Here is a 19,650-nt window from a genome sequence, read left to right on the forward strand (position 1 = left end):
CTCCAACATTTTACAAATGTTATATATAAAATTTATAAATATAGATTTTCCATATATATTGTTAATTATAAATACATATTATATATTTATATCAATCTAAATTAATAATATGCTAAAATAATCAACATGCTGCAAAGCGAGAGAAAGGAATATTATGGATCTTGATGTTTTGAAAAAACTTTTTATAGATAGCTTAGAATCTACACCAGGAATTAAATCAATTTCAAATTCCGAATATAGTGAAAATGATATTGTAGTCGAGGAAATTAATGGCAAATTTTGCTTTAAGGCGCAAATTACAATTTTGAGAAATGAATCAGCAAAAAATATAATAAACCTTGTAAGTTCTCACTTAAGATACAAATTAAAGGAAAGCGGTTCAATTATTGGAAAAATTAATTTAATTATTGGAGGTATCACAAATGAATAAAAAAATTGATGGTCAAATATTTAAACAAATGATTATATCCGGATCTAATAACTTATTCAACCAAAAAAATAGAATAGATGCTCTAAATGTTTTCCCTGTACCTGATGGAGATACTGGAACTAACATGGCTTCAACAGCTGCTAATTCTGCAAACGAAATTAAGAATAACTCATCAACTAATCTAGCAGAAATATCAGCTGCAGTTTCAAAGGGAATGCTTTTTGGTGCTAGAGGCAATAGTGGAGTTATCCTCAGTCAAATTTTTAAAGGTATTTCTTTAGGTTTTGAAGGAAAAGAATCAGCAGATGCTAATTTATTATTGGAGGCATTTAAAAAAGCAACTGAAAAAGCTTACCAATCAGTTTTAAAGCCAGTTGAAGGAACCATTCTAACTGTTATACGCGAAACAACGGAACAACTAACAAAATCAGAAGAAGCAAAAGAATCGGTCGAAACCTTTTTTAAAAAAGCTTACGAATTTGCAAAAGAGTCATGTAAAAATACCCCAAATAAATTAAAGGTTTTACGAGAAGTGGGTGTTACAGACTCAGGTGGAGAAGGATTTTTAACTATCTTGGAAGGAATGTACAAATTTTTAGAATCTGGAAAAGTTATTGAAAAAAGTGATATCGAAAATGATCCAAACAAATTCATTTCGGACGATGAAGTGTTTGAGGGAGAGTTTGGGTATTGCACCGAATTTATTATCGAGCTTGAAAATCCTGAAGAATTTGATAAAAAGGATTTTGAAAAGAAATTGAACAAAAAGGCAACAAGTTTAGTTATTGTTCAAGATAATGAAATAGTTAAAGTTCATGGACATACACTAAAACCTGGAGAATTATTAAATTTTGCTCAAAAATATGGAGAGTTTATAAAAATTAAATCCGAAAATATGAGTTTACAAGCATCAGAATCAAGAAACAAGAAAAATAGTAAACAACAATCAAATTCTAAAAATTTAACTAAATGCGGAATTGTTTCATGCAATTTAGGTAACGGAATAATTAACAGAATGCAAGAATTTGGTTGTGACGCAATTATTGAGAGTGGACAAACACAAAACCCAAGCGCACAAGATATTGTAGATGCTATTAATTCAGTTAATGCAGAAAATATCTTTGTCTTGCCAAACAACAAAAATATTTTTTTAGCTGCGGAACAAGCAGCGCAAATAATTAATGACAAAAAAGTTTTTATTATCCCAACAAAAAGTCAAGCACAAGGTTTTACTGCACTACTTAATTTTGATGCTGATGCAACAGCTGAGGAAAACAAAGATACTTTAAATGAGGCTATTAAACTTATTAAGTCTGGTGAAGTAACACAAAGTATAAGAACAACTAAAATTGACGGCATTAAAATTAAAGAAGGTGAATTTATAGCTATTTATGATTCTAAAATAGTTGCAGCAAAAAACTCATATATTAGCGCTACAAAAGAATTGATTAAAAAAGCTATTACTGAAGATAGTGAAATAATTACTATTTATTATGGAAATGATGCTAGCGAAGATGATGCTAATGAAATCAAAAATTTTGTTGAAAGTAATTATGATGTCGAAATTGAAATTATAAATGGTAATCAACCACACTATCACTTTATCATAGGATTTGAATAAAGGTGGTTTCATAATGTATAAAATAGCTTTTGATATTGTTGGAAATGACAACGGAATAAAAAACGCACTAGAGGCAAGTACTAAATTTGTAAAAGATAATAAAAATTTTGAAATTACTTTAGTAGGCCCTGAAAAAGAAATCAAAAATTATTATGAAAATAATAAAATAGATATTTCAAAATTAAATATTTCTATAATTAATAATCCCAATAATTTTGAAGATCCTAAAAACATTAGACAAAGTTTGCATGAAAAAACAGCAATGAATGATGCTATAGATTTGGTTAATAACAATAAATGTGATGCCGTTTTATCCTCGGGAGATTCAGGCATGTTTTTAGCTTTAAGTAGTTTTAAGTTAAAAAAAATTGAAGGTATCTCAAGAGCTGCTTTCATGCCCATGATGCCAACTATAAGTGGCAAAAAATTCTTTCTACTTGATGTTGGAGCAAACATAAATACTACTAGTGAATACTTAGTAGAATGAGCTAAAATAGCTTCTATTTTTGCTGAAGTATTTTTTGAAAAAAATAACCCAACAGTTTCATTACTTAATATAGGAACTGAAGATTTTAAAGGTTTAGACTTTGTAAGAGAAGCTAATTTAAGTTTAAAAAATCAAAATGAACTTAATTATATTGGTTTTAGCGAACCAAGAGACATACTTAGAGGCTTAGCGGATGTTGTTGTTATTGATGGCTATGGCGGTAATTTGGTTTTAAAAAGTTTAGAAGGAGCAATATTAAGTTTTAAAGATCTTTTAAAAGAAAAAATAATGAAAAAGTCAATTAGAAAAATAGGATATTTACTTTCAAAAGGTGCATATAAAGATGTGGCCGAAACACTAGATTATAGAAATGTTGGGGCTGCTTGAGTTGTCGGACTTAATGGAATGGCGATCAAGTCACATGGTGGCAGTGATGTTAAAGCGTATTTAGGAGCTCTAAACCAAATAAAAATAGGACTTGAAAAGAATATCTTAAACAAGGTGAAAGAACGTATATATGAAAAAAAATAATTTTATTTACTTTAATAACATAAAAAAGTGAAAAAGTGACTTAATCGATTATATTAAGACTAGCTTAAATATTAATGTTAATAATCCTCAGTTATATGAAACTGCTTTAACACATCCATCATACATTAAACATAGCAAGCAAGAAGAAGATTCTAGAGTCGGTCAATATCAGGAACTAGAATTCCTAGGGGACAGCATTCTTCAATTTTTAGTTTCTGATTATATTTTTAAAAAGCATAAAAATTTAGATCAAGGATCGCTAACTTTGCTTAGATCTAAATTAGTTTGCACAAAAGCATTAGCAAATGTAACAAATGAAATTCAATTAAAAAAATATATACTAACAGGACCTGGTGGAATGTATGAAAATGTTATTAGAAGTCAAAAAGTTGCTGCAGACATTTTTGAATCATTGGTTGCTGCAATATATTTAGATCAAGATATAAATGTTACTAGAAAATTTGTTGATCACCATGTTTGCTCGAAAGATGAATTACTAATACAGCAGGAATCATTAAAAGACTATAAAACAACATTTCAAGAGTATATTCAAAGTTTTTCAAAAATTGCTGTTACTTACGAAACTAAAAGCGTTGCCGAACACTTCGAGTCTGAAGCTAAACATGACAATAAAATATATGGTAAAGGCAAAGGAAAAAGTAAAAGCGAAGCTGAGGAAAATGCTGCTAAAGAAGCATTAAAAAAATTAAAAGTTTAAAGTTAAAATACAAATAGAAATGTAAAATTAAATAGTTAGTTTATAAAGGAGTTTTATGAAATTAATTAAAGTAGAAGCACACGGTTTTAAATCCTTCGCTGAACCAATTTCACTTAAATTTGATGGTGGTGTTGTTGGAATAGTTGGTCCTAACGGTTCAGGAAAATCAAATATTAATGATGCAATTAAATGGGTTTTAGGTGAAAGAAGTGCAAAAGAACTACGTGGAAATAACATGGATGATGTTATTTTTGCAGGTTCTAAAACAGCACAACCTCTAAATAAAGCAATTGTTACTTTAACTTTTGATAATAAAGATGGTTTGAGCAGTATCCCTCATGAAACTGTTGTTATCTCTCGTGTTCTTGAAAGAGGTACCGGGAACAATGTTTACTATTTAAATGGTGAAGTTTGTAGACAAAAAGACATCTTATCAATCGCTATGGAAAGTGGGATTGGTAAGTCTTCTTTAGCTATTATTTCACAGGGAACAGTTAGTGATATAGCTGAAGCAACAGCTGAAGAAAGAAAAGCAATTTTTGAAGAAGCGGCTGGTGTCTCAAAATACAAATTTAGAAAAAAAGAAGCTCTAAGCAAATTATCTAAAACACAAGAAGGATTAGATCAAATTAGATTACTAATAGCAGAAATCGAAAGAAAGCTTAACCCTCTTAGAAAACAAGCAGAAAAAGCTAAAGTATACATTGCCAAAAGTGAAGAATTAAAATCTGTTGAAGTTGGTTTACTAGTAGATAATATTCAACACTTCGGTGGAAAATATGAAGAATTAAGTTTAGAACTTGAGGGGGTTGCGGAAACTAAAAGCGATCTTGAGAAAAGAAGTGAAGAAGCTGAGGCTAAAATAAATCAAAATCAATCATTCAAAGCCACAGCTGAGGCTGAATTAAAAACATTATCAATTGAACTTGAATCAGTAAGAGAAAGATTAAATAAATTAGGTTTATCTTTAGCTCGTGAAAATGAACGTGAGCGGATGATTGCTGAAGGACAACTAAAAGTTGACAAAGATGAAACAATTAAAGCTTATAAAAAATTATTAATTTCACACGGTAATAGAATCAATTATCTTAAAAAAGAAATTCAAAATATTGAAAACAAAATAAAAGATAATCAAAATAATATTCAAACCTATGATGATGAAATCAACTTAATTACAGTTAAATTCAATAAAAAGAAGAATGATTTGTTTAAAGTTGAAACTCACTTAAATATTTTAAATAGTCAAAAAGAAAATAATACTTTTCTATTTAAAGGAACAAAAAATATACTAGAAAATAAATCATATTTTGGTCGTTCATTAAAAGGAACTGTCGCTGATTTAATTAAAGTTCCTAATGAATATTTAACAGCTATAGAAGCTATTCTAGCAAACGCAAGTCAACATTTAGTTGTTGATACATCTGAAACGGCTGTTAAAGGTGTAAATTTCTTAAAGGAAAATAATGGCGGTAGAGCAACATTTATTCCATTAAGTGTAATCCAACCCAAATCAATTCGTGATGACCATTTATTAGCGATCCAAGGGCACCCGGGTTTTATCGGCATTGCGTGTGATTTAATTAACATTGATCCTTCCTTTGATGTACTATCTAAATTCCTATTAGGAAACATAATAATTGCAGATGATGTTCAAAATGCAAATAAGATTTCCGGAATACTTGATAGAAGATACATGGTTGTTTCATTAGATGGTGACACAATTAGGGCTGGTGGAGTTATAATGGGCGGAACTAAAGCTTCATCTCAATCTATGCTTAACTTTGACGAAAAAATTAAACAACTTCAAGACTTAATACCAGGTTTAGAAGCTGATATACATGCTAATGAAACTAAATTAAATGAAATCCAAAACTACCGTCATAGTGCAATCGAATTGGATGCACAATTAAAAAATCAAAAAACTAATTTAGTTGTTGATGAAAGACAAGAACAAGCTTTATTTGATGAATATAATATTAAACTTAAGAGTATATCAAATCAACAAATTGAACTTGAGGATAAAGGAATTAGCGCTCAAAGTCAACAAGCAGACCTACAAGTGTTAGAAAGTAGAAAAGTGGCTTTAGAGGCTGAATTTAGAGCAAAAAGTGAACGTGTTGATTCTATTGGATACACAATTAATTCAACACAAAAAATGAAAAATGATTATGACACAACATTAAGAAATCTTTTAGTGTCATTTGCTAAAAAAATAGCAGAAAAAGAAAAATCAAAACTTTTACTTGATCAATCAAGAGAAAGACTTGCTGCACAATATAAAATGACATTTGAAAGTGCGGCTGAAAACTTCAAACTTGAAATGAACCGTGATAAAGCGGAAGAAATTGTTAGATTTTTAAGAGAAGAAATTGACAAATTAGGTAGTGTTAACTTAGAGGCTCTAGAAACATTGGTTGAAGAAGAAAAAAGATATAACAACTACGTTGATGGTGAAAAAGAATTATCTGAAGCTAAAGAAACAATTGAAAATGCAATAGCGGATATGGACAAAATAATAACCACAAGATTAGCTAATATTATTCATGATGTTAATGATGAATTTAATAATGTCTTTAATACAATGTTTGGCGGTGGACATGCAAAACTATATTTCACGGATCCTAAAAATATTTTAGATTCAGGTGTAGAAATTGAAGCTCAACCTCCGGGCAAGAATATCAAGAATTTAAAACTCTTCTCAGGAGGAGAAAAATCATTAATTGCTATATCTCTATTATTTGGTATATTAAAAGCAAGACCTCTTCCTCTTTGTATACTTGACGAAGTAGAAGCTGCATTGGATGAGGCTAATGTTGTTAGATATGCTGAATACCTACAAAAATTGAAACCTAAAACTCAATTTTTAGTTATTACTCACCGTCATGGAACAATGAGCAGGGTTGACTCATTATTTGGAGCCACAATGCAAAACAGAGGAATGACAACTTTCTTCACAATTGAATTAGCTGAAGCTAAAAAATTAGTCGAAGATGAACAAAAAGAACCACAAGATAAAAAATCAGAAATGTAAATATAAAGGTAACACAGTTGAGTGTTACTTTTTAATAAAATCAAATTACCTAAAAATTAAAAAATATGATCTTGGTAAATAATAATGAAAAATGAAGTTATATTTTTCATAGATATATTGAAGTAGCATTTACAAATTTCATGCAGCGATTAACCTAAAAAAGAATATAGAAGATAAATCAAATAATATAATAAAAGAATTACTAGAAAAAATTACGTATAATAAAATTTCATAGCAAAGTAAAACATGTTAGAACGGCAAGATTTATCTACTATAATCTAGTTAATGAATCTTAAATCATTTGATGAAAATATATGATATTAGCAACAAAGATTTTATAATCAAATGTTATAGAAAGCTACCTACTTTTAAAAAAAAATTAGAAAAAATCATAATTTAAAATACTTAAACAGATTTTTTAACAAAAGAAACATATTTAGAAAAGTTCTAAACCTTTAAATTTAATTAAAAATCAAGTAGTAATATTTTATCTACTTGATTTTTAATTTATTCATCAACAAATTTAGTATTAAATTGCCCAATAATTGAATGTACTTTTTTAACATTAATTCAAAGAGTAGGATCAAGCCTTCTCAAATCTTTAATAAAAGGTTTTGTCTCAAAAAGAAGCATTGTTGTTTCAATTTTATATACCGGTTTGCCCGTGTATCCACTTTCAGCAGTATGAATTGAATATGCATGTCAATATTCAATAACTTTAAGGAATTTAATAGTTTTTTTAGGATTTGCAGTTCAAATTTCTACAGCAACTTTTTTATATTTCGGATAAATGAAATGAATCATTATATTAACAATAAATATATATTGTAAACTTGTATATTCTCTAAGACCAAAGATAACACCAGGTTTTACAGTAACAACTTCATGTTTTACTCCACCAATCATTTCAATAGAATTAGTTGCGAGATGTGGAGCATGAGGTTTTACAAATGCAAATATTAATAAGAATGTTATTGTTGTTAAAAATGAAATAATATATAAGATTGAAGAAATATTTTTTTGTTTTTTAGTTGAAAAATAATATGCAATTATATCCGTCCCACCAGTTGAACCACCATGTTTTCAAGCAATAGAAATTGCAAAACCTAAAAATACTGAACCTATAAGACCATTAAGAAATATTGGTCATTGATCCGGATTTTCATATTTTGTTATAACATGAGTTACTGGATCCTTGAATTCAAGTATCGAATTTCATCCGGGAGAAATATTAATTCTTTCCTTAATGAAATTTTCAACAGCTGGTATTGTTGTAAAAAATAAATTAGTAATTATTTGGAATAGCATGAAAGCTATTGTTAGAAATGTAAAACTTTTTTTAGATCTCCAACTAAAAATTAAAAATAGAGGTATATTAGTGGCTAAATATATTGCAGCAAATCAAGGTTCAACATTAGGATGCAATATTATGGCTAAAACAGCAATACCTGAAATACCACTAGGAACTGTATTAGCTTTATTTAAAAATGCAATAACTCCAAAGTTAAAAATAATAGCAGCAATAAACATATAAGTTAATTTAATAGAAATATCTTTTATAAATCTTTTGCGTCTATTAATGTCTTTTTTATTTTGAACATTCTTATCGCTTTTATAAATAAATAATTCTAGGTTCTTAACGTCTAAGTCTTCATCATTATCTGCTTCATCCGCATTATTTATTTCTTCAAGTTTTGTTACAATAAGTTTTTTTTCTTCAATAGCATATTTATTTTCTTTTTCTAAAAATGTTTTTTCCATAACTATTCCTTAATAATACGTTTTTGTATATTTTAGTTTACTTTTGGTTTTTACATAACAAATTTAAGAAATAATTATTATTGTTTAAGTTTTAAAATTAATTATATTGAAAACATATAAAGATTAGTAAAAATTTATGTCCGCAACATGTGTAATTAGATTTGCTCCTGACTTTATCAAAAAAGTGTTTCCATCATTATAATTTGAACTAGGATAACAATAAACATCTTTATTGTTATTGGCAAATGCTGTTGCCAAATTAATTATTCCACTATCGTGTTTTGAATTATAGATTATTAAAAATTCAGCTAGCATACTTGCTAAATTATTTCTATCTTTAAATCTTTGTAACTTTGGATTGGTGCTAGGGGGATAGACAGATATATAAAGTTCATTTTCAAAATCCTTGTAATCATTAAAAAAATCATGTCCAAAAGCTAAAAGATGAATTACTGGTTTTTTGTATTTACGATAAAAGTTTAATATTTCTTGCTCTAAATTTTTAAAACCACTAGAAATGAAGTTGTGCGTATAAATCAATTTATTTAACGATTTATGCAAATTTTTCAATGTTAATTCATTAATTATATCTCCTGTTAAACATGCAAGTCTATTATTAATAAGATTAATATTTCCTCTATAAAAAAATACTAAAGGAGAATATTTATATTCCTTTAGAAAAAAAGGATACTTATCATCTAATATTGTTAGATATTTTATATTCTTTATTTTTAAAATAGTTAAAACTTCTTCAATTCGTTCATTTGATACTTTCTCTTTATTTAGCAATGCTTTGTTTATCTTTGATAAATTGCCTTCATAAAGATAACTAAAATAAACTAATAGCTCTTTCATTTAATATTCCTTTCACATTTTTTTATAGCCTTTTATCTATTTAAAATTATGAAATGGAAAATATTTTTAAAATAAAAGTTACCCAATTGGGTAACTAAGGATTTTAATTTTGTTTTAATTAGAATTCTTCTTCAACAGTTTCTTCATCAACATCAACAAATTCATCAGCAGGGGCATCAGGGTTTTCTCCTCCACTTACTGTTGCATTAATTTGTGAAATATAATCATCTATTTCGATTAACATATCTCTTAATTTGTCAATTTCTTTTGCTTGAATTCATTCTTCAATTTCTTTTATCTTTGTTTCAAGTTCAGTAACTTGTTCTTCATTAAATGTTTCAGCGTGTTCATCTAATAATTTCTTCAATTTAACGACAACTGCTGTTGCTCTATTAATAATTTCAATGTGTTGTGCTTTTTCAGCATCAGCTTCTCTGTTCTTTTCTGCTTCTTCAATCATTTTTTTAATTTCTTCTTCAGTAAGTTTTGAAGAGTTCTTGATTGTAATACTTTGTTCTTTACCTGTATCTTTATCTTTAGCAGAAACCTTAACAATACCGTTAGCATCAATGCTAAATGTAACTTCGATTTGAGGTTCACCTGATCTAGCAGGTCTAATTCCTGATAAATTAAATTGACCTAATGATTTATTTTGGATTGCTAAAGGTCTTTCACCTTGAACAATTTTAATTGTTACATCTGTTTGATTATCAGAATATGTTGTAAATATTTGTGATTTATTTGCAGGAATAGCTGTATTTTTTGAAATCATAGGTGTTGCAATACCACCAGCAGTTTCAATACTTAATGTTAGAGGTGTAACATCGACAAGAAGAATATCATCAATATCACCAGCTAATACAGCACCTTGGATAGCTGCACCTGAAGCAACAACTTCATCAGGGTTAACTGTTTTATTTGGAGAAGTTCCTAACATTTCTTTAACTAACTCTTGAACAGCTGGAATACGTGTAGAACCACCCACTAAAAGAACATCATTGATTTCAGATAATTTCAATTTTGCGTCTTTAAGTGCTGTTTGAATAGGTTTTTTACATCTTTCAACTAGTTTTTCAGTCATATGTTCAAATTCAGCACGTGTTAATTCTAAGTCAACATTAACTGGTTCGCCAGAAGATGTTTGAGCTAAGAAAGGAAGGATAATACTTGCTTTCTTAGATGAAGATAAATCTATTTTTGCTTTTTCAGCAGCTGTTTTTAAACGAGCCATAGCCATTTTTGTTTTTGTAATATCAATTTTGTATTTTGATTTAATTTGATCAACTAATCAGCTAACAACTTCGTTATCTCAGTCATCACCACCAAGTCTATTGTCCCCTGATGTAGAAAGAACTTTAAATGTTCCTTCTGCTAATTCTAATATAGAAACGTCAAATGTACCACCACCTAAGTCAAATACAAGTACTTTCTTTTCATCTTCAGTTTTATCTAAACCGAATGATAAAGCAGCAGCGGTTGGTTCATTAATAATACGCAACACATCTAAACCAGCTATTTTACCAGCGGTTTTAGTTGCTTCACGTTGTGCATTATCAAAATATGCAGGAACAGTAATAACTGCTTTTTCAATTTTGTGTCCAACTTTTTCTTCTGCATATTTTTTAAGGTGTTCAAGAATCATAGCCGAAATTTGTTCGGGTGTATATTCCTTACCATTTGCTTTAACTTTTTTGTTTGTACCAATTAATCTTTTAATAGATGCGATGGTATCTGGGTTAGTTTCAATTTGGTTTTTAGCATTATCACCAACAATAATTTCCCCATCTTTAAATGCTACAACACTAGGTGTAGTTCTCTTACCGTTATAGTTTTCAAGAATAACCGGTTGTCCATTTTCAACTATAGCAGCAACAGAGTTTGTTGTTCCTAAGTCAATTCCTAATACAACTTCTTTCGCCATATTTAGTCCCTTTCTTTTTATAAGTTTTTAAATTTTATAATGTAATTTTATCACTATTTTGGCACTTAACAAATATAAGTGCTAATTTTTTTACAAAGTTTTTTTAAGGATAAACACATCTAACCATCTAACATTGGATTTCATATAAATATATTAAATAAGGTAAATAATCAAGGTTACATATTATTAGATTATATAAGGTATATTTAAAATATATAAAATTACTATTTATAGATTTTTCTATTGAATAAAATAAAAAAAATAACACGTATTTAATTATTAACGTGATATCTTTTTAAAATCTGTGGCCAACTTCATAGCGATTTGGTAAAGGGTAGTGAAATTGTTCTCTCGATGCTTTAGTCATATATTCTTGTTGTCTCAATAAAGGTCAAATATCTCTTTGAAGTCTTCCGCTGAATCTATCAGTTATAAAAGGTCTTCAATCTTGAAGGTAGAATTCATAGTTGAATGGAATAATTTCTTTATTACCGTATTTATCCATATCCTTGCCTTTGTTATTATCATCTCATGTTAAATCGAGATATACTCATTTTTGTTTATTTTCTAATCAAACATTAGATCAAGCATGTGGTTCAACATTGCCACCAGCGTGAAATGCGTTCCCTATAACATAGTTAGATTTCATATTAATAAATGTTGTAAATAAATTAAATGTTCTTGAATAAGTTTCACAAACGCCTTTATAATCTTGACCATCAACTATCGCGTAAGGATTTCTAATTCTTCAATTTATACCTCTTGGATCAGCATTAAATTCATTAATAGCGTATTTGATTCTATGGCAAATAAAATTGTGAATAGCTCTAATTTTCTGCTCATCACTAAAATCATTTGAAATAATTTGAGGTATTACATCTAATAGTCATAATTTAATTTCTTTATATTCGACAGAGCTGAATCTATTTGGAAAGGGAACACTTAATAAATTATAGTTTTTATCAAGAACTATCTCATTTCATTCACCATGTTCATAGCTTGCACCAACTCCTGAAAAGGCCCCTCAACTACCTGCGTAGTCATATCATATTTTAGTAATAACAGCATCATAGTATGAGTTTTCACCTGTACCATACTCTAGTTGGTTTGAGGGGTATTTCTTTCTTGCTATTTTGATTAAGTTTTCAACATAGAAATCACCAGGTTGAAATTTAGCAGCCGAAAATCCAGTTTCCACTAACTCACGTCTAACTTTTTTAATTTCTTCAGTTTTGCCCTCTTCAATAAATAGTAAATTTTCTAAATTAGGTTTATATCCTTTAGATATATCAAAAACTAAATCCCTATTTCTTAATTGATAATCTATAAATTCATTAATTTGTTTATAAACAACTGTTTTTAAATATTTAATACCACTAGGACTGCATGCATTTATTCATTTTTGTATTTTTTGTTGAGTAGGGTTTTCAAAAAAGTCCTTGTATAAAGATCTAAAATGAGTTGACTCTCCACTAGCTATAGATGGTGTTTTCTCTTGTGCATTTAAAAATTCTTCAAGAGATTTTTTAAAATATTCAAAATCTTTATAGTCATAATAAATTAAAATGTTTTGCGAAAAAATGTCTTCAAGTTTTTTAAATAAGTTAATGCCTTCATTTCACAAAGAAGCTTTTTCTCCAGATAGCTCTTTAGGAGTTATGGATAATAAATTATCACTATTTCCGAAAATATCGTGAAATCTTTTAGTAAATTTACTTTGCAAACTAATGGATTTTGGATTCTTTGACCTATAAATTCCATGAGAATCTACTTGAAACTTATTGTTATTTTCAGTAAAAATTGGCTTGGTTTTGCTTTCATTTTCAACTTTCTCAAAGATAAAACCATTATTTTCTTTAACATCTGGATCTAGTTTTTCTTTTGCTGAATTATTATTACAAGATACTAATATTAAAATAGATCCTACCAAAGGGGTAATAAAACCCATCTTTTTAAAAATATTCAATTTCATTTAATCTCCTATTTGCCTAATTTTTGTCTTTAGTAACATATGTACTTTTGTAAGGATGCATATTTTCAAGTTTAGGTAATTCAAAAAGCTGTTTATTATTAAACTCTTTTTCTAACTCATTCATAAGAAAGTATCAATAATTAACATTTCTTACAAAAACATCATCTGTTCCGTCAGACCATTTTTTGTTGATTAAACTACTTTTCAATATGCCACCATACTGATCATGTTGTTTAGCAAATGTCTCTCACGGTTGTAAATAGTACTCATATTTAAATGGAATAATTAAACTATTATTAAATGGATTTTTTGACTGATTATCATAGCTATTATCATCCCATGTTAAATCAATTCAAAGATATTTATTTTGAGTTCTTGAGTAAACTAAATTTCATGCATGAGGTTCTGAATTAGCAATAGACATAAAAGGTGCTGTATAAGGATTATTATTATCTTTTAATTTATATCTATAAACATCACCGGTAATATACCAAGATTTGATATCTAAAAAAGTCATAAATAATTCAAACACCCTAGCATATGTTTCACAAACACCGTTAACTTTATCTAACAGCTTAGGACTTTGGTAAAAAACAGAAGGATTTCTTATTCCAAAATCTGGTATTCTTGTTTTTATTTCTTTTTCCGTTCGTTCAAAATCATAATTTATTTTTCAAATAATGAAATTATGAACTGATCTAATTATTTGTTCTTCTGTAAAGTTTTTAGAAATGATAAAGGGAATGACTTTTAATACATAATTCTTCAAAGGAATTCATTCTTCTTTTAAATGTCTATATCCTAAATCAATGCCTATCCATTCCTTATTTATTTTGTCATAACGAATGGTCATTCCCTTCGTTCTTGCATTTCCGCCCATATAACCTAAATAACTATTATCACTAGCTATCTTGAACAATTCGTACTTTCAAAGAGAATTTTGAATTTCTTCATCTCTAATTTTTAAGTCATTAATATTTTTATTTATATGTTTTTCAACAAATGATTTATGCTTGCTGTTTAAATTTCAAGTAAATTTTATTGGTTTGTTATTGTCATCCAACCCGCCTTTTTCCAATAGTAGTTTTCTAGTATCTAATGTTCGTTCATCAACGTTTTTAAATATGTCTAAATTTTTAACATTTGGAACATAACCATCTTTTGTAAAATCAAACGCTAGATCTCTATTTTTTATTTGTAAATCAACAAATTTTTCAACATCTTTTAACACATTAAATACATAAAAACCACCGACAAATTTATAATACTTATCAAAACTCTCTTTATCGTTTTTAGCTATAAATGTGTTGATTATAGTTCTAAAATGATTGAATTCATTTCACTCAATATAGTATGTTGCACTAGAAATATATTCTTTTACAAATTTATTAGACTTTTCTTGGGATTTTAGGAATTCTTTAATCGACTCAGTGAACATCGGATTGTTTGCGAAAATATTAAAATTGTTTTTTACTATGTTTTCAACTTCAAAATATAAATCAATAAAGTTATTTCAGACTTGATCAACTTCTTTTTTAGAGTTATTATCTACTTTTCAAGATTCATTTACCTTGTCAAAAATAGATTCAAATTTTTTAATGCTTTTGATCTTGTCTTGATTAACTTTAACTAAATCTTGTTTATATTGAGTAATTGTTTCATAAGGAACACTACGAGATATTTTTTTATTTACTTTTCCATAATATGAATCTTTAACATCAAATTTTGAAGGTTTAAACTCTATCTTTTCATTTTGCTTATTATCTTTGTCTTCTTCTTTGCTGTGATTAATTTTGTCAAATATTAGTTTAGAGCTAATTAAACCAAAATCTTTTTGAAGATATGTTTTATTATTTATAGTTTTTAATAATTTAAATTCTCAATGAATTAAATTAGCTTTTCGGTCAACTTTAGATTTAGTAATAATTAGATAATAACCTTTTTGCAAGCCTTTATATTTAAAATCATTGATTTCTGTATTAAGTCATTTATCGTAGCTAAGGTCTTCAAATACTAAATCTTTAATTGCTTTTCTAACATCTTCATCTGAAAGAAAATCATGAAAAATAATTTTTACTTTCTTGTCATCATAATTGTCAACCAATTTGCAAGAGGTTAATGATACTATCGGAATAAAAATCGAAGGGAATAATACTAACGATTTTCTCATTTTTCATTTCATAAATTATCCTTTTATAAATCTTTTTTATTATTATGTTTTTTACTTCTATATATTCCCATTCTAGCATTGAAACATTTTTAAAAAATAAATAAAAAAAATTACTTTTAAATTATCCATTTGCAATAACGTATATCATTATGTATTTAAAATTCTAATTGTTGGTATTGAATTATTAAAATTTATTCATTATTTATCATTATTTACTAATCTTTATAAAAAGATTATCGAAAAAATAGTCAATAATTTAATTTTAAAAACATATATTTTTATGGTAATATTTTTATTAGTTGCAAATGTAGTTTAATGGTAAAACTCTAGCTTGCCATGCTAGTAACGGGAGTTCGATTCTCCTCATTTGCTCCAAATGAGTAAAATCACCGAATAGACAGCAAAGCTGTTTTTTATTATTTTTTTTAAATTTAATTTATGTAAAAACTATTCCAAAAATGATGTTTTTGTTTCTTGCATTACCAGGTTATTTATATTTCTCACTTAATAAATTTATGTAAGAAATATTAGAAACATAAATATAACTTTTGAAATCATTTTAAATAATATAAAGTTATTTGTTTGGTGGGTATTAAATAATATGAATAATAATAATAATAGCGACAAAAAACAATAACATTATTTTAAAAATTAATAATGTTAGCAAAATTACAAAACAAAAAAATATTAAAAAATGTAAGTTTCAATATTTTGAAACACAGATTCCATGTTTTTATTGGAAAAAATGGTTCGGGTAAGTCAACAACTTTAAATATCATTACAAACAACTATATAAAATGGACTGGTGAATTTTTATTTAAGGAAAAAAACTTGAAAATAATACTAATAAAAGTATTCTCTTTTTTTAAAACTAAATTCAATTATCCAGTACATTTAAATGTTATAAATTATTTGGTTAAATAAATAAAGATTTTTAATGGGAAAATCATAGACAAAGCAGAAATTATCAAAAAGCTAAAAGAATATTCAATGGATGGATCGGAAAATAAAATGATAAGTTTTTTGTTATCTGGAGAAAAAAAGAAAATAACTTTAATTTTAGCTAAACTTGCTAAACAGGAATTATTAATAATGAAAGAACCAGAAGCTAATCTAGATCCATCTTCAACACTACTTTATATAAAAATTATATGAACCCGGTTTACAAAATATGACAGTTTTTATATCTACACATTTAATAAATGAAGTAAAAGAGTTTGTAAATTATGCTACTTTTATAAAAAAACGTAGAAATAAAATAAACCAAACAAATTAACTCAGGAAAAGAGTTTGTTAAAACTTATGAAAAAAACGTTTTAGAAGGAATGCGTTATGAAAAAAATAATTAATAAAACATTTTATTATTTAATAGGCAATATCTTTCAATTATCATTTTTATTTAGAAATGCTGTCCTTAAACTATATTCACTAGTCTATTTATAGTATTGTATTTATCATTTGACGATTATTCAATCAAATATATTCCGGAACTTTACTACAAAAATCCAGATAAAACTAATTTCTTTGGTGTAAATTGATTAAACTCTAGCTATGAATATAAATGGTCTTCAGATTTAACAAAAATAACTCCTATAAAAAAGGAAAAACTAACTTTCATTGAGTAAATATTACTTTCCTCAATAATAATATTATTTACTTAATATCAGGTTTGAGAAGAGCTTGATATTTTTTTATTAAGAAACTAAAATATAATTCTAATTTAGTAAAAGTAAATGAAATAATAATTTGTTTGTTGAATAAGTTTATTAATAGTTTTCGTTTTAATATTTCCTTGAAAAAGGAACTGAATAACTAATATAATGTATAGAAATCATCTAATATATTTAAAAAAGTCAAATATATTTATATATTAAAAGTTGGTTTAATAAATTTCATATAATTTAAAAATGCTCTTTTCTTACCTCTAAAAAGTTATCAATAAAATTAGTAAATTGTATTTTAAGTATTTAATAATTTAAATATTTTTTTAGTAGTTAATAATTTAATAGTCAATTCAAAAAAATTAAATAATAAAAAATAATAGTATCGGAAATTAATCATTTGCAAACAAAATAAAATAAACCTTATTCAACTTCAAAATGAATATATTACTTAGTTATATTCTTTGAATATATATAATTTATCAGTTTGCTTCAAAGCAAATAAAACAACATTATGATTTTCCAAAATAGTATACAGCATCCAAATCTGCTCATTTTAATTTATGCGTTTTTTAATTTTTAAAAATAATTTTGTTTTTATTTTTTTCTATATATAATATTAACGCTTTAATATCTTAAATAAGTTTTAAGATGCCGATTTAGCTCAGCGGTAGAGCAGCTGGCTGTTAACCAGTTGGTCGTTGGTTCGATCCCAATAATCGGCGCCATTTGGTCTGTTGGTGAAGCGGTTAACACACATGGTTTTCATCCATGCACGCACGGGTTCGATTCCCGTACAGACTACCATTTTGGAGGATTAGCTCAGCTGGGAGAGCGTCGCCCTTACAAGGCGGATGTCGTGGGTTCGAGTCCCTCATCCTCCACCATTTGTCCGAAGGGGCATTTTTTTTAACAAATTATTTATTAATCTTATTTATAAATTCTTGCAAGTCCTTTATAAATTTATCCAAGTTAGAATTAGTTTTGGTAGGTGTTTTAATTACCTTAAACTCACCATTAGGTTTTTTGTTATAAATTCAAACTTTATATAATAAATTGTTTGCAAAAACTTCATATATTTCTCTTTGATATAATGCTGGAGTATCTTCTCATAAATCACATAGTTTTAATTCATCTTCGGTTATTTCTAATATTTTTCCATAAATCTCATTATCCTTGCTAGGAATAATTCCAAAATAAGGAGTGCTATCAGCAAAAATTACAAAATTTTCAAGTTTTGCATCAATCATATCTATTTTTCTTTTAAAAATAGTCTTTTGTACGAATTCCTCTTGCAGTGTTCCATAGCTAAAAATATATGTGTTTTTTTTCATAAAAAAATAATATATTAATTATTTAAAAAATATAACTTTTAAAGTTCACAATTGTACAAAAAGTAATTAATAAAAATAGTCATTTTAAAATCTAAAAAATTTGATACAATGAATAAGCAATATTTAATTGCAGAAAGTAGATTTAATTCTCACCTGATGGCCAATAGCCTTGGGTCCTCGCTACAATTAAAAATAGATTTAATATTTTTATGTAGTTTGAGTGGGGAACCACTTTTACTTTTGTTTATCTAATAAAATTTTAAGGAGAATCTTATAAGAACACCTAATAAAAAACCAAAAGCTGAACATCACATTAATGAAAACATTCCATTTAATAAAGTTTTCTTGGTTGGTGCTGACGGCGAAAAAATCGGAGTTAAATTAACTCGCGAAGCAATAGAAATGGCCAAGGAACAACGATTAGATTTGGTACTAATCGGAGTTAATCCTAAGCCTATTGCACGTATTTTAGATTATGGAAAATATAAATACGAACGTAAAAAGAAAGAAAAAGCTGCCAAAGAAAAACAAACCATTATTCAAAATCGTCAAATAAGATTAACACCATTAATAGGTGAAAATGATCTTAAAGTTAAAGCTCGTAAAGCTCGTGAATTTTTACTTGATGGCGATAGAATAAAAATTAGTTTGAAATTTAGAGGGCGTGAAATGGCACGTCAAGAATTAGGACATGCTACTTTAGAAAACTTTTTCAAAGAAGTGGAAGATATTGCTGAAATAACAAAAGAACCTCTTTTAGTTAACAATAGATTCTTAGACATGTATATTCAACCCAACAAAATTAAGGTTGCTAAATACAAGAAAGAAAATAATATATTAGATAAAAAAACATCGTCTGACTCAGATGAAAGTGTTGTTGACAGCGAAGATAATAACAATGATGCCGATTTTGATGAAGAATAAAATTTATTTCATAAAGGAGGACATATGCCTAAAATGAAAACCAAAAGTGCGTTAAAAAAACGTATTAAAGTTACAGGAACAGGAAAAGTAATGTGTGAACAAGCTTATCGTTCACATTTAGCGCAAAATAAAACCACAAAACAAAAACGTCAAAGCCGTAAATCAGTTCAAATGAGTAGTGCCGATCTCAAAAGATTTAAACACTTAATTTAATAAAAATAATTTAAAAATAGA

At 27.2% G+C, this 19,650-nt stretch carries 15 protein-coding genes and 4 tRNA genes; 13 read left to right on the forward strand and 6 right to left on the reverse strand.

The features are described 5' to 3' along the window. Window positions 1-154 precede the first annotated feature (154 nt). From JXZ90_RS01220 to JXZ90_RS01240, 5 genes are read left to right on the forward strand one after another with little or no spacing between them, the layout of a single operon-like run. Window positions 155-430 carry a hypothetical protein gene (locus JXZ90_RS01220; protein WP_205848586.1) on the forward strand — a complete coding sequence of 92 codons (276 nt, stop codon included), beginning with the start codon at window positions 155-157 and terminating at the stop codon, window positions 428-430. Next, a complete protein-coding gene (locus JXZ90_RS01225; protein WP_205848587.1) occupies window positions 423-2,051 on the forward strand; it encodes a DAK2 domain-containing protein in 1,629 nt (542 codons plus the stop codon). Before JXZ90_RS01220 ends, JXZ90_RS01225 begins: the two co-directional genes overlap by 8 nt. Before the next feature lie 13 nt (window positions 2,052-2,064). Continuing rightward, complete coding sequence (gene plsX / locus JXZ90_RS01230; RefSeq protein ID WP_205848588.1) at window positions 2,065-3,069, forward strand: phosphate acyltransferase PlsX; 1,005 nt, start codon at window positions 2,065-2,067, stop codon at window positions 3,067-3,069. Then, window positions 3,056-3,787, forward strand: a complete 732-nt coding sequence (rnc, locus tag JXZ90_RS01235) for a ribonuclease III (RefSeq protein ID WP_205848589.1) — start codon at window positions 3,056-3,058, stop codon at window positions 3,785-3,787. Before plsX ends, rnc begins: the two co-directional genes overlap by 14 nt. A gap of 55 nt (window positions 3,788-3,842) precedes the next feature. Further along, window positions 3,843-6,818: an AAA family ATPase gene (locus tag JXZ90_RS01240; RefSeq protein WP_205848590.1), complete on the forward strand. Its 2,976-nt coding sequence runs from the start codon at window positions 3,843-3,845 to the stop codon at window positions 6,816-6,818. A gap of 507 nt (window positions 6,819-7,325) precedes the next feature. On the opposite strand, the gene JXZ90_RS01245 is transcribed toward JXZ90_RS01240, so the two are convergent. The 5 genes from JXZ90_RS01245 to JXZ90_RS01265 all read right to left on the reverse strand — a co-directional run bounded on the left by JXZ90_RS01245 (window position 7,326) and on the right by JXZ90_RS01265 (window position 15,509). Further along, complete coding sequence (locus JXZ90_RS01245; RefSeq protein ID WP_205848591.1) at window positions 7,326-8,579, reverse strand: YitT family protein; 1,254 nt, start codon at window positions 8,577-8,579, stop codon at window positions 7,326-7,328. A gap of 123 nt (window positions 8,580-8,702) precedes the next feature. Further along, entirely contained in the window at window positions 8,703-9,434 is a 732-nt protein-coding gene (locus JXZ90_RS01250; protein WP_205848592.1) for a DNA-processing protein DprA, read from the reverse strand. 118 nt (window positions 9,435-9,552) lie between these two features. Continuing rightward, window positions 9,553-11,355, reverse strand: coding sequence for a molecular chaperone DnaK (dnaK, locus tag JXZ90_RS01255; RefSeq protein ID WP_205848593.1), 1,803 nt, complete (start codon window positions 11,353-11,355; stop codon window positions 9,553-9,555). Window positions 11,356-11,650: 295 nt separating this feature from the next. Continuing rightward, window positions 11,651-13,327 (reverse strand): transglutaminase domain-containing protein, encoded by a 1,677-nt coding sequence (locus JXZ90_RS01260; RefSeq protein ID WP_205848594.1) that lies wholly within the window; start codon window positions 13,325-13,327, stop codon window positions 11,651-11,653. A gap of 16 nt (window positions 13,328-13,343) precedes the next feature. Continuing rightward, the gene (locus JXZ90_RS01265; RefSeq protein WP_205848595.1) at window positions 13,344-15,509 is read right to left on the reverse strand and encodes a hypothetical protein; all 2,166 of its coding nucleotides are present in this window, start codon (window positions 15,507-15,509) and stop codon (window positions 13,344-13,346) included. Between the two features lie 289 nt (window positions 15,510-15,798). On the opposite strand from JXZ90_RS01265, the gene JXZ90_RS01270 reads away from it, so the two are divergent. From JXZ90_RS01270 to JXZ90_RS01295, 6 genes are all read left to right on the forward strand, one after another. After that, window positions 15,799-15,872 (forward strand) — tRNA-Gly (locus JXZ90_RS01270). Window positions 15,873-16,154: 282 nt separating this feature from the next. Then, entirely contained in the window at window positions 16,155-16,421 is a 267-nt protein-coding gene (locus JXZ90_RS03430; protein WP_205848596.1) for an ATP-binding cassette domain-containing protein, read from the forward strand. A gap of 66 nt (window positions 16,422-16,487) precedes the next feature. Beyond that, window positions 16,488-16,748 carry a hypothetical protein gene (locus JXZ90_RS01280; RefSeq protein WP_205848597.1) on the forward strand — a complete coding sequence of 87 codons (261 nt, stop codon included), beginning with the start codon at window positions 16,488-16,490 and terminating at the stop codon, window positions 16,746-16,748. 1,063 nt (window positions 16,749-17,811) lie between these two features. Continuing rightward, window positions 17,812-17,886 (forward strand) — tRNA-Asn (locus JXZ90_RS01285). Between the two features lie 3 nt (window positions 17,887-17,889). Beyond that, window positions 17,890-17,965, forward strand: a tRNA-Glu gene (locus JXZ90_RS01290). Between the two features lie 4 nt (window positions 17,966-17,969). After that, window positions 17,970-18,045: transfer RNA gene (locus JXZ90_RS01295), tRNA-Val, on the forward strand. Between the two features lie 30 nt (window positions 18,046-18,075). Here the strand turns inward: JXZ90_RS01295 and JXZ90_RS01300 are convergent. Next, window positions 18,076-18,492: a gamma-glutamylcyclotransferase family protein gene (locus JXZ90_RS01300; RefSeq protein WP_205848598.1), complete on the reverse strand. Its 417-nt coding sequence runs from the start codon at window positions 18,490-18,492 to the stop codon at window positions 18,076-18,078. A gap of 312 nt (window positions 18,493-18,804) precedes the next feature. Between JXZ90_RS01300 and infC the strand changes: the two genes are divergently transcribed. Continuing rightward, window positions 18,805-19,416: a translation initiation factor IF-3 gene (gene infC / locus JXZ90_RS01305; protein WP_371808125.1), complete on the forward strand. Its 612-nt coding sequence runs from the start codon at window positions 18,805-18,807 to the stop codon at window positions 19,414-19,416. A gap of 24 nt (window positions 19,417-19,440) precedes the next feature. Next, a complete protein-coding gene (rpmI, locus tag JXZ90_RS01310) occupies window positions 19,441-19,629 on the forward strand; it encodes a 50S ribosomal protein L35 (RefSeq protein WP_205848599.1) in 189 nt (62 codons plus the stop codon). Window positions 19,630-19,650: the final 21 nt, after the last annotated feature.

This window comes from Mycoplasma sp. Mirounga ES2805-ORL, from assembly GCF_017084445.1.
Classification (GTDB): Bacteria; Bacillota_I; Bacilli_A; order Mycoplasmatales; family Metamycoplasmataceae; genus Mycoplasmopsis.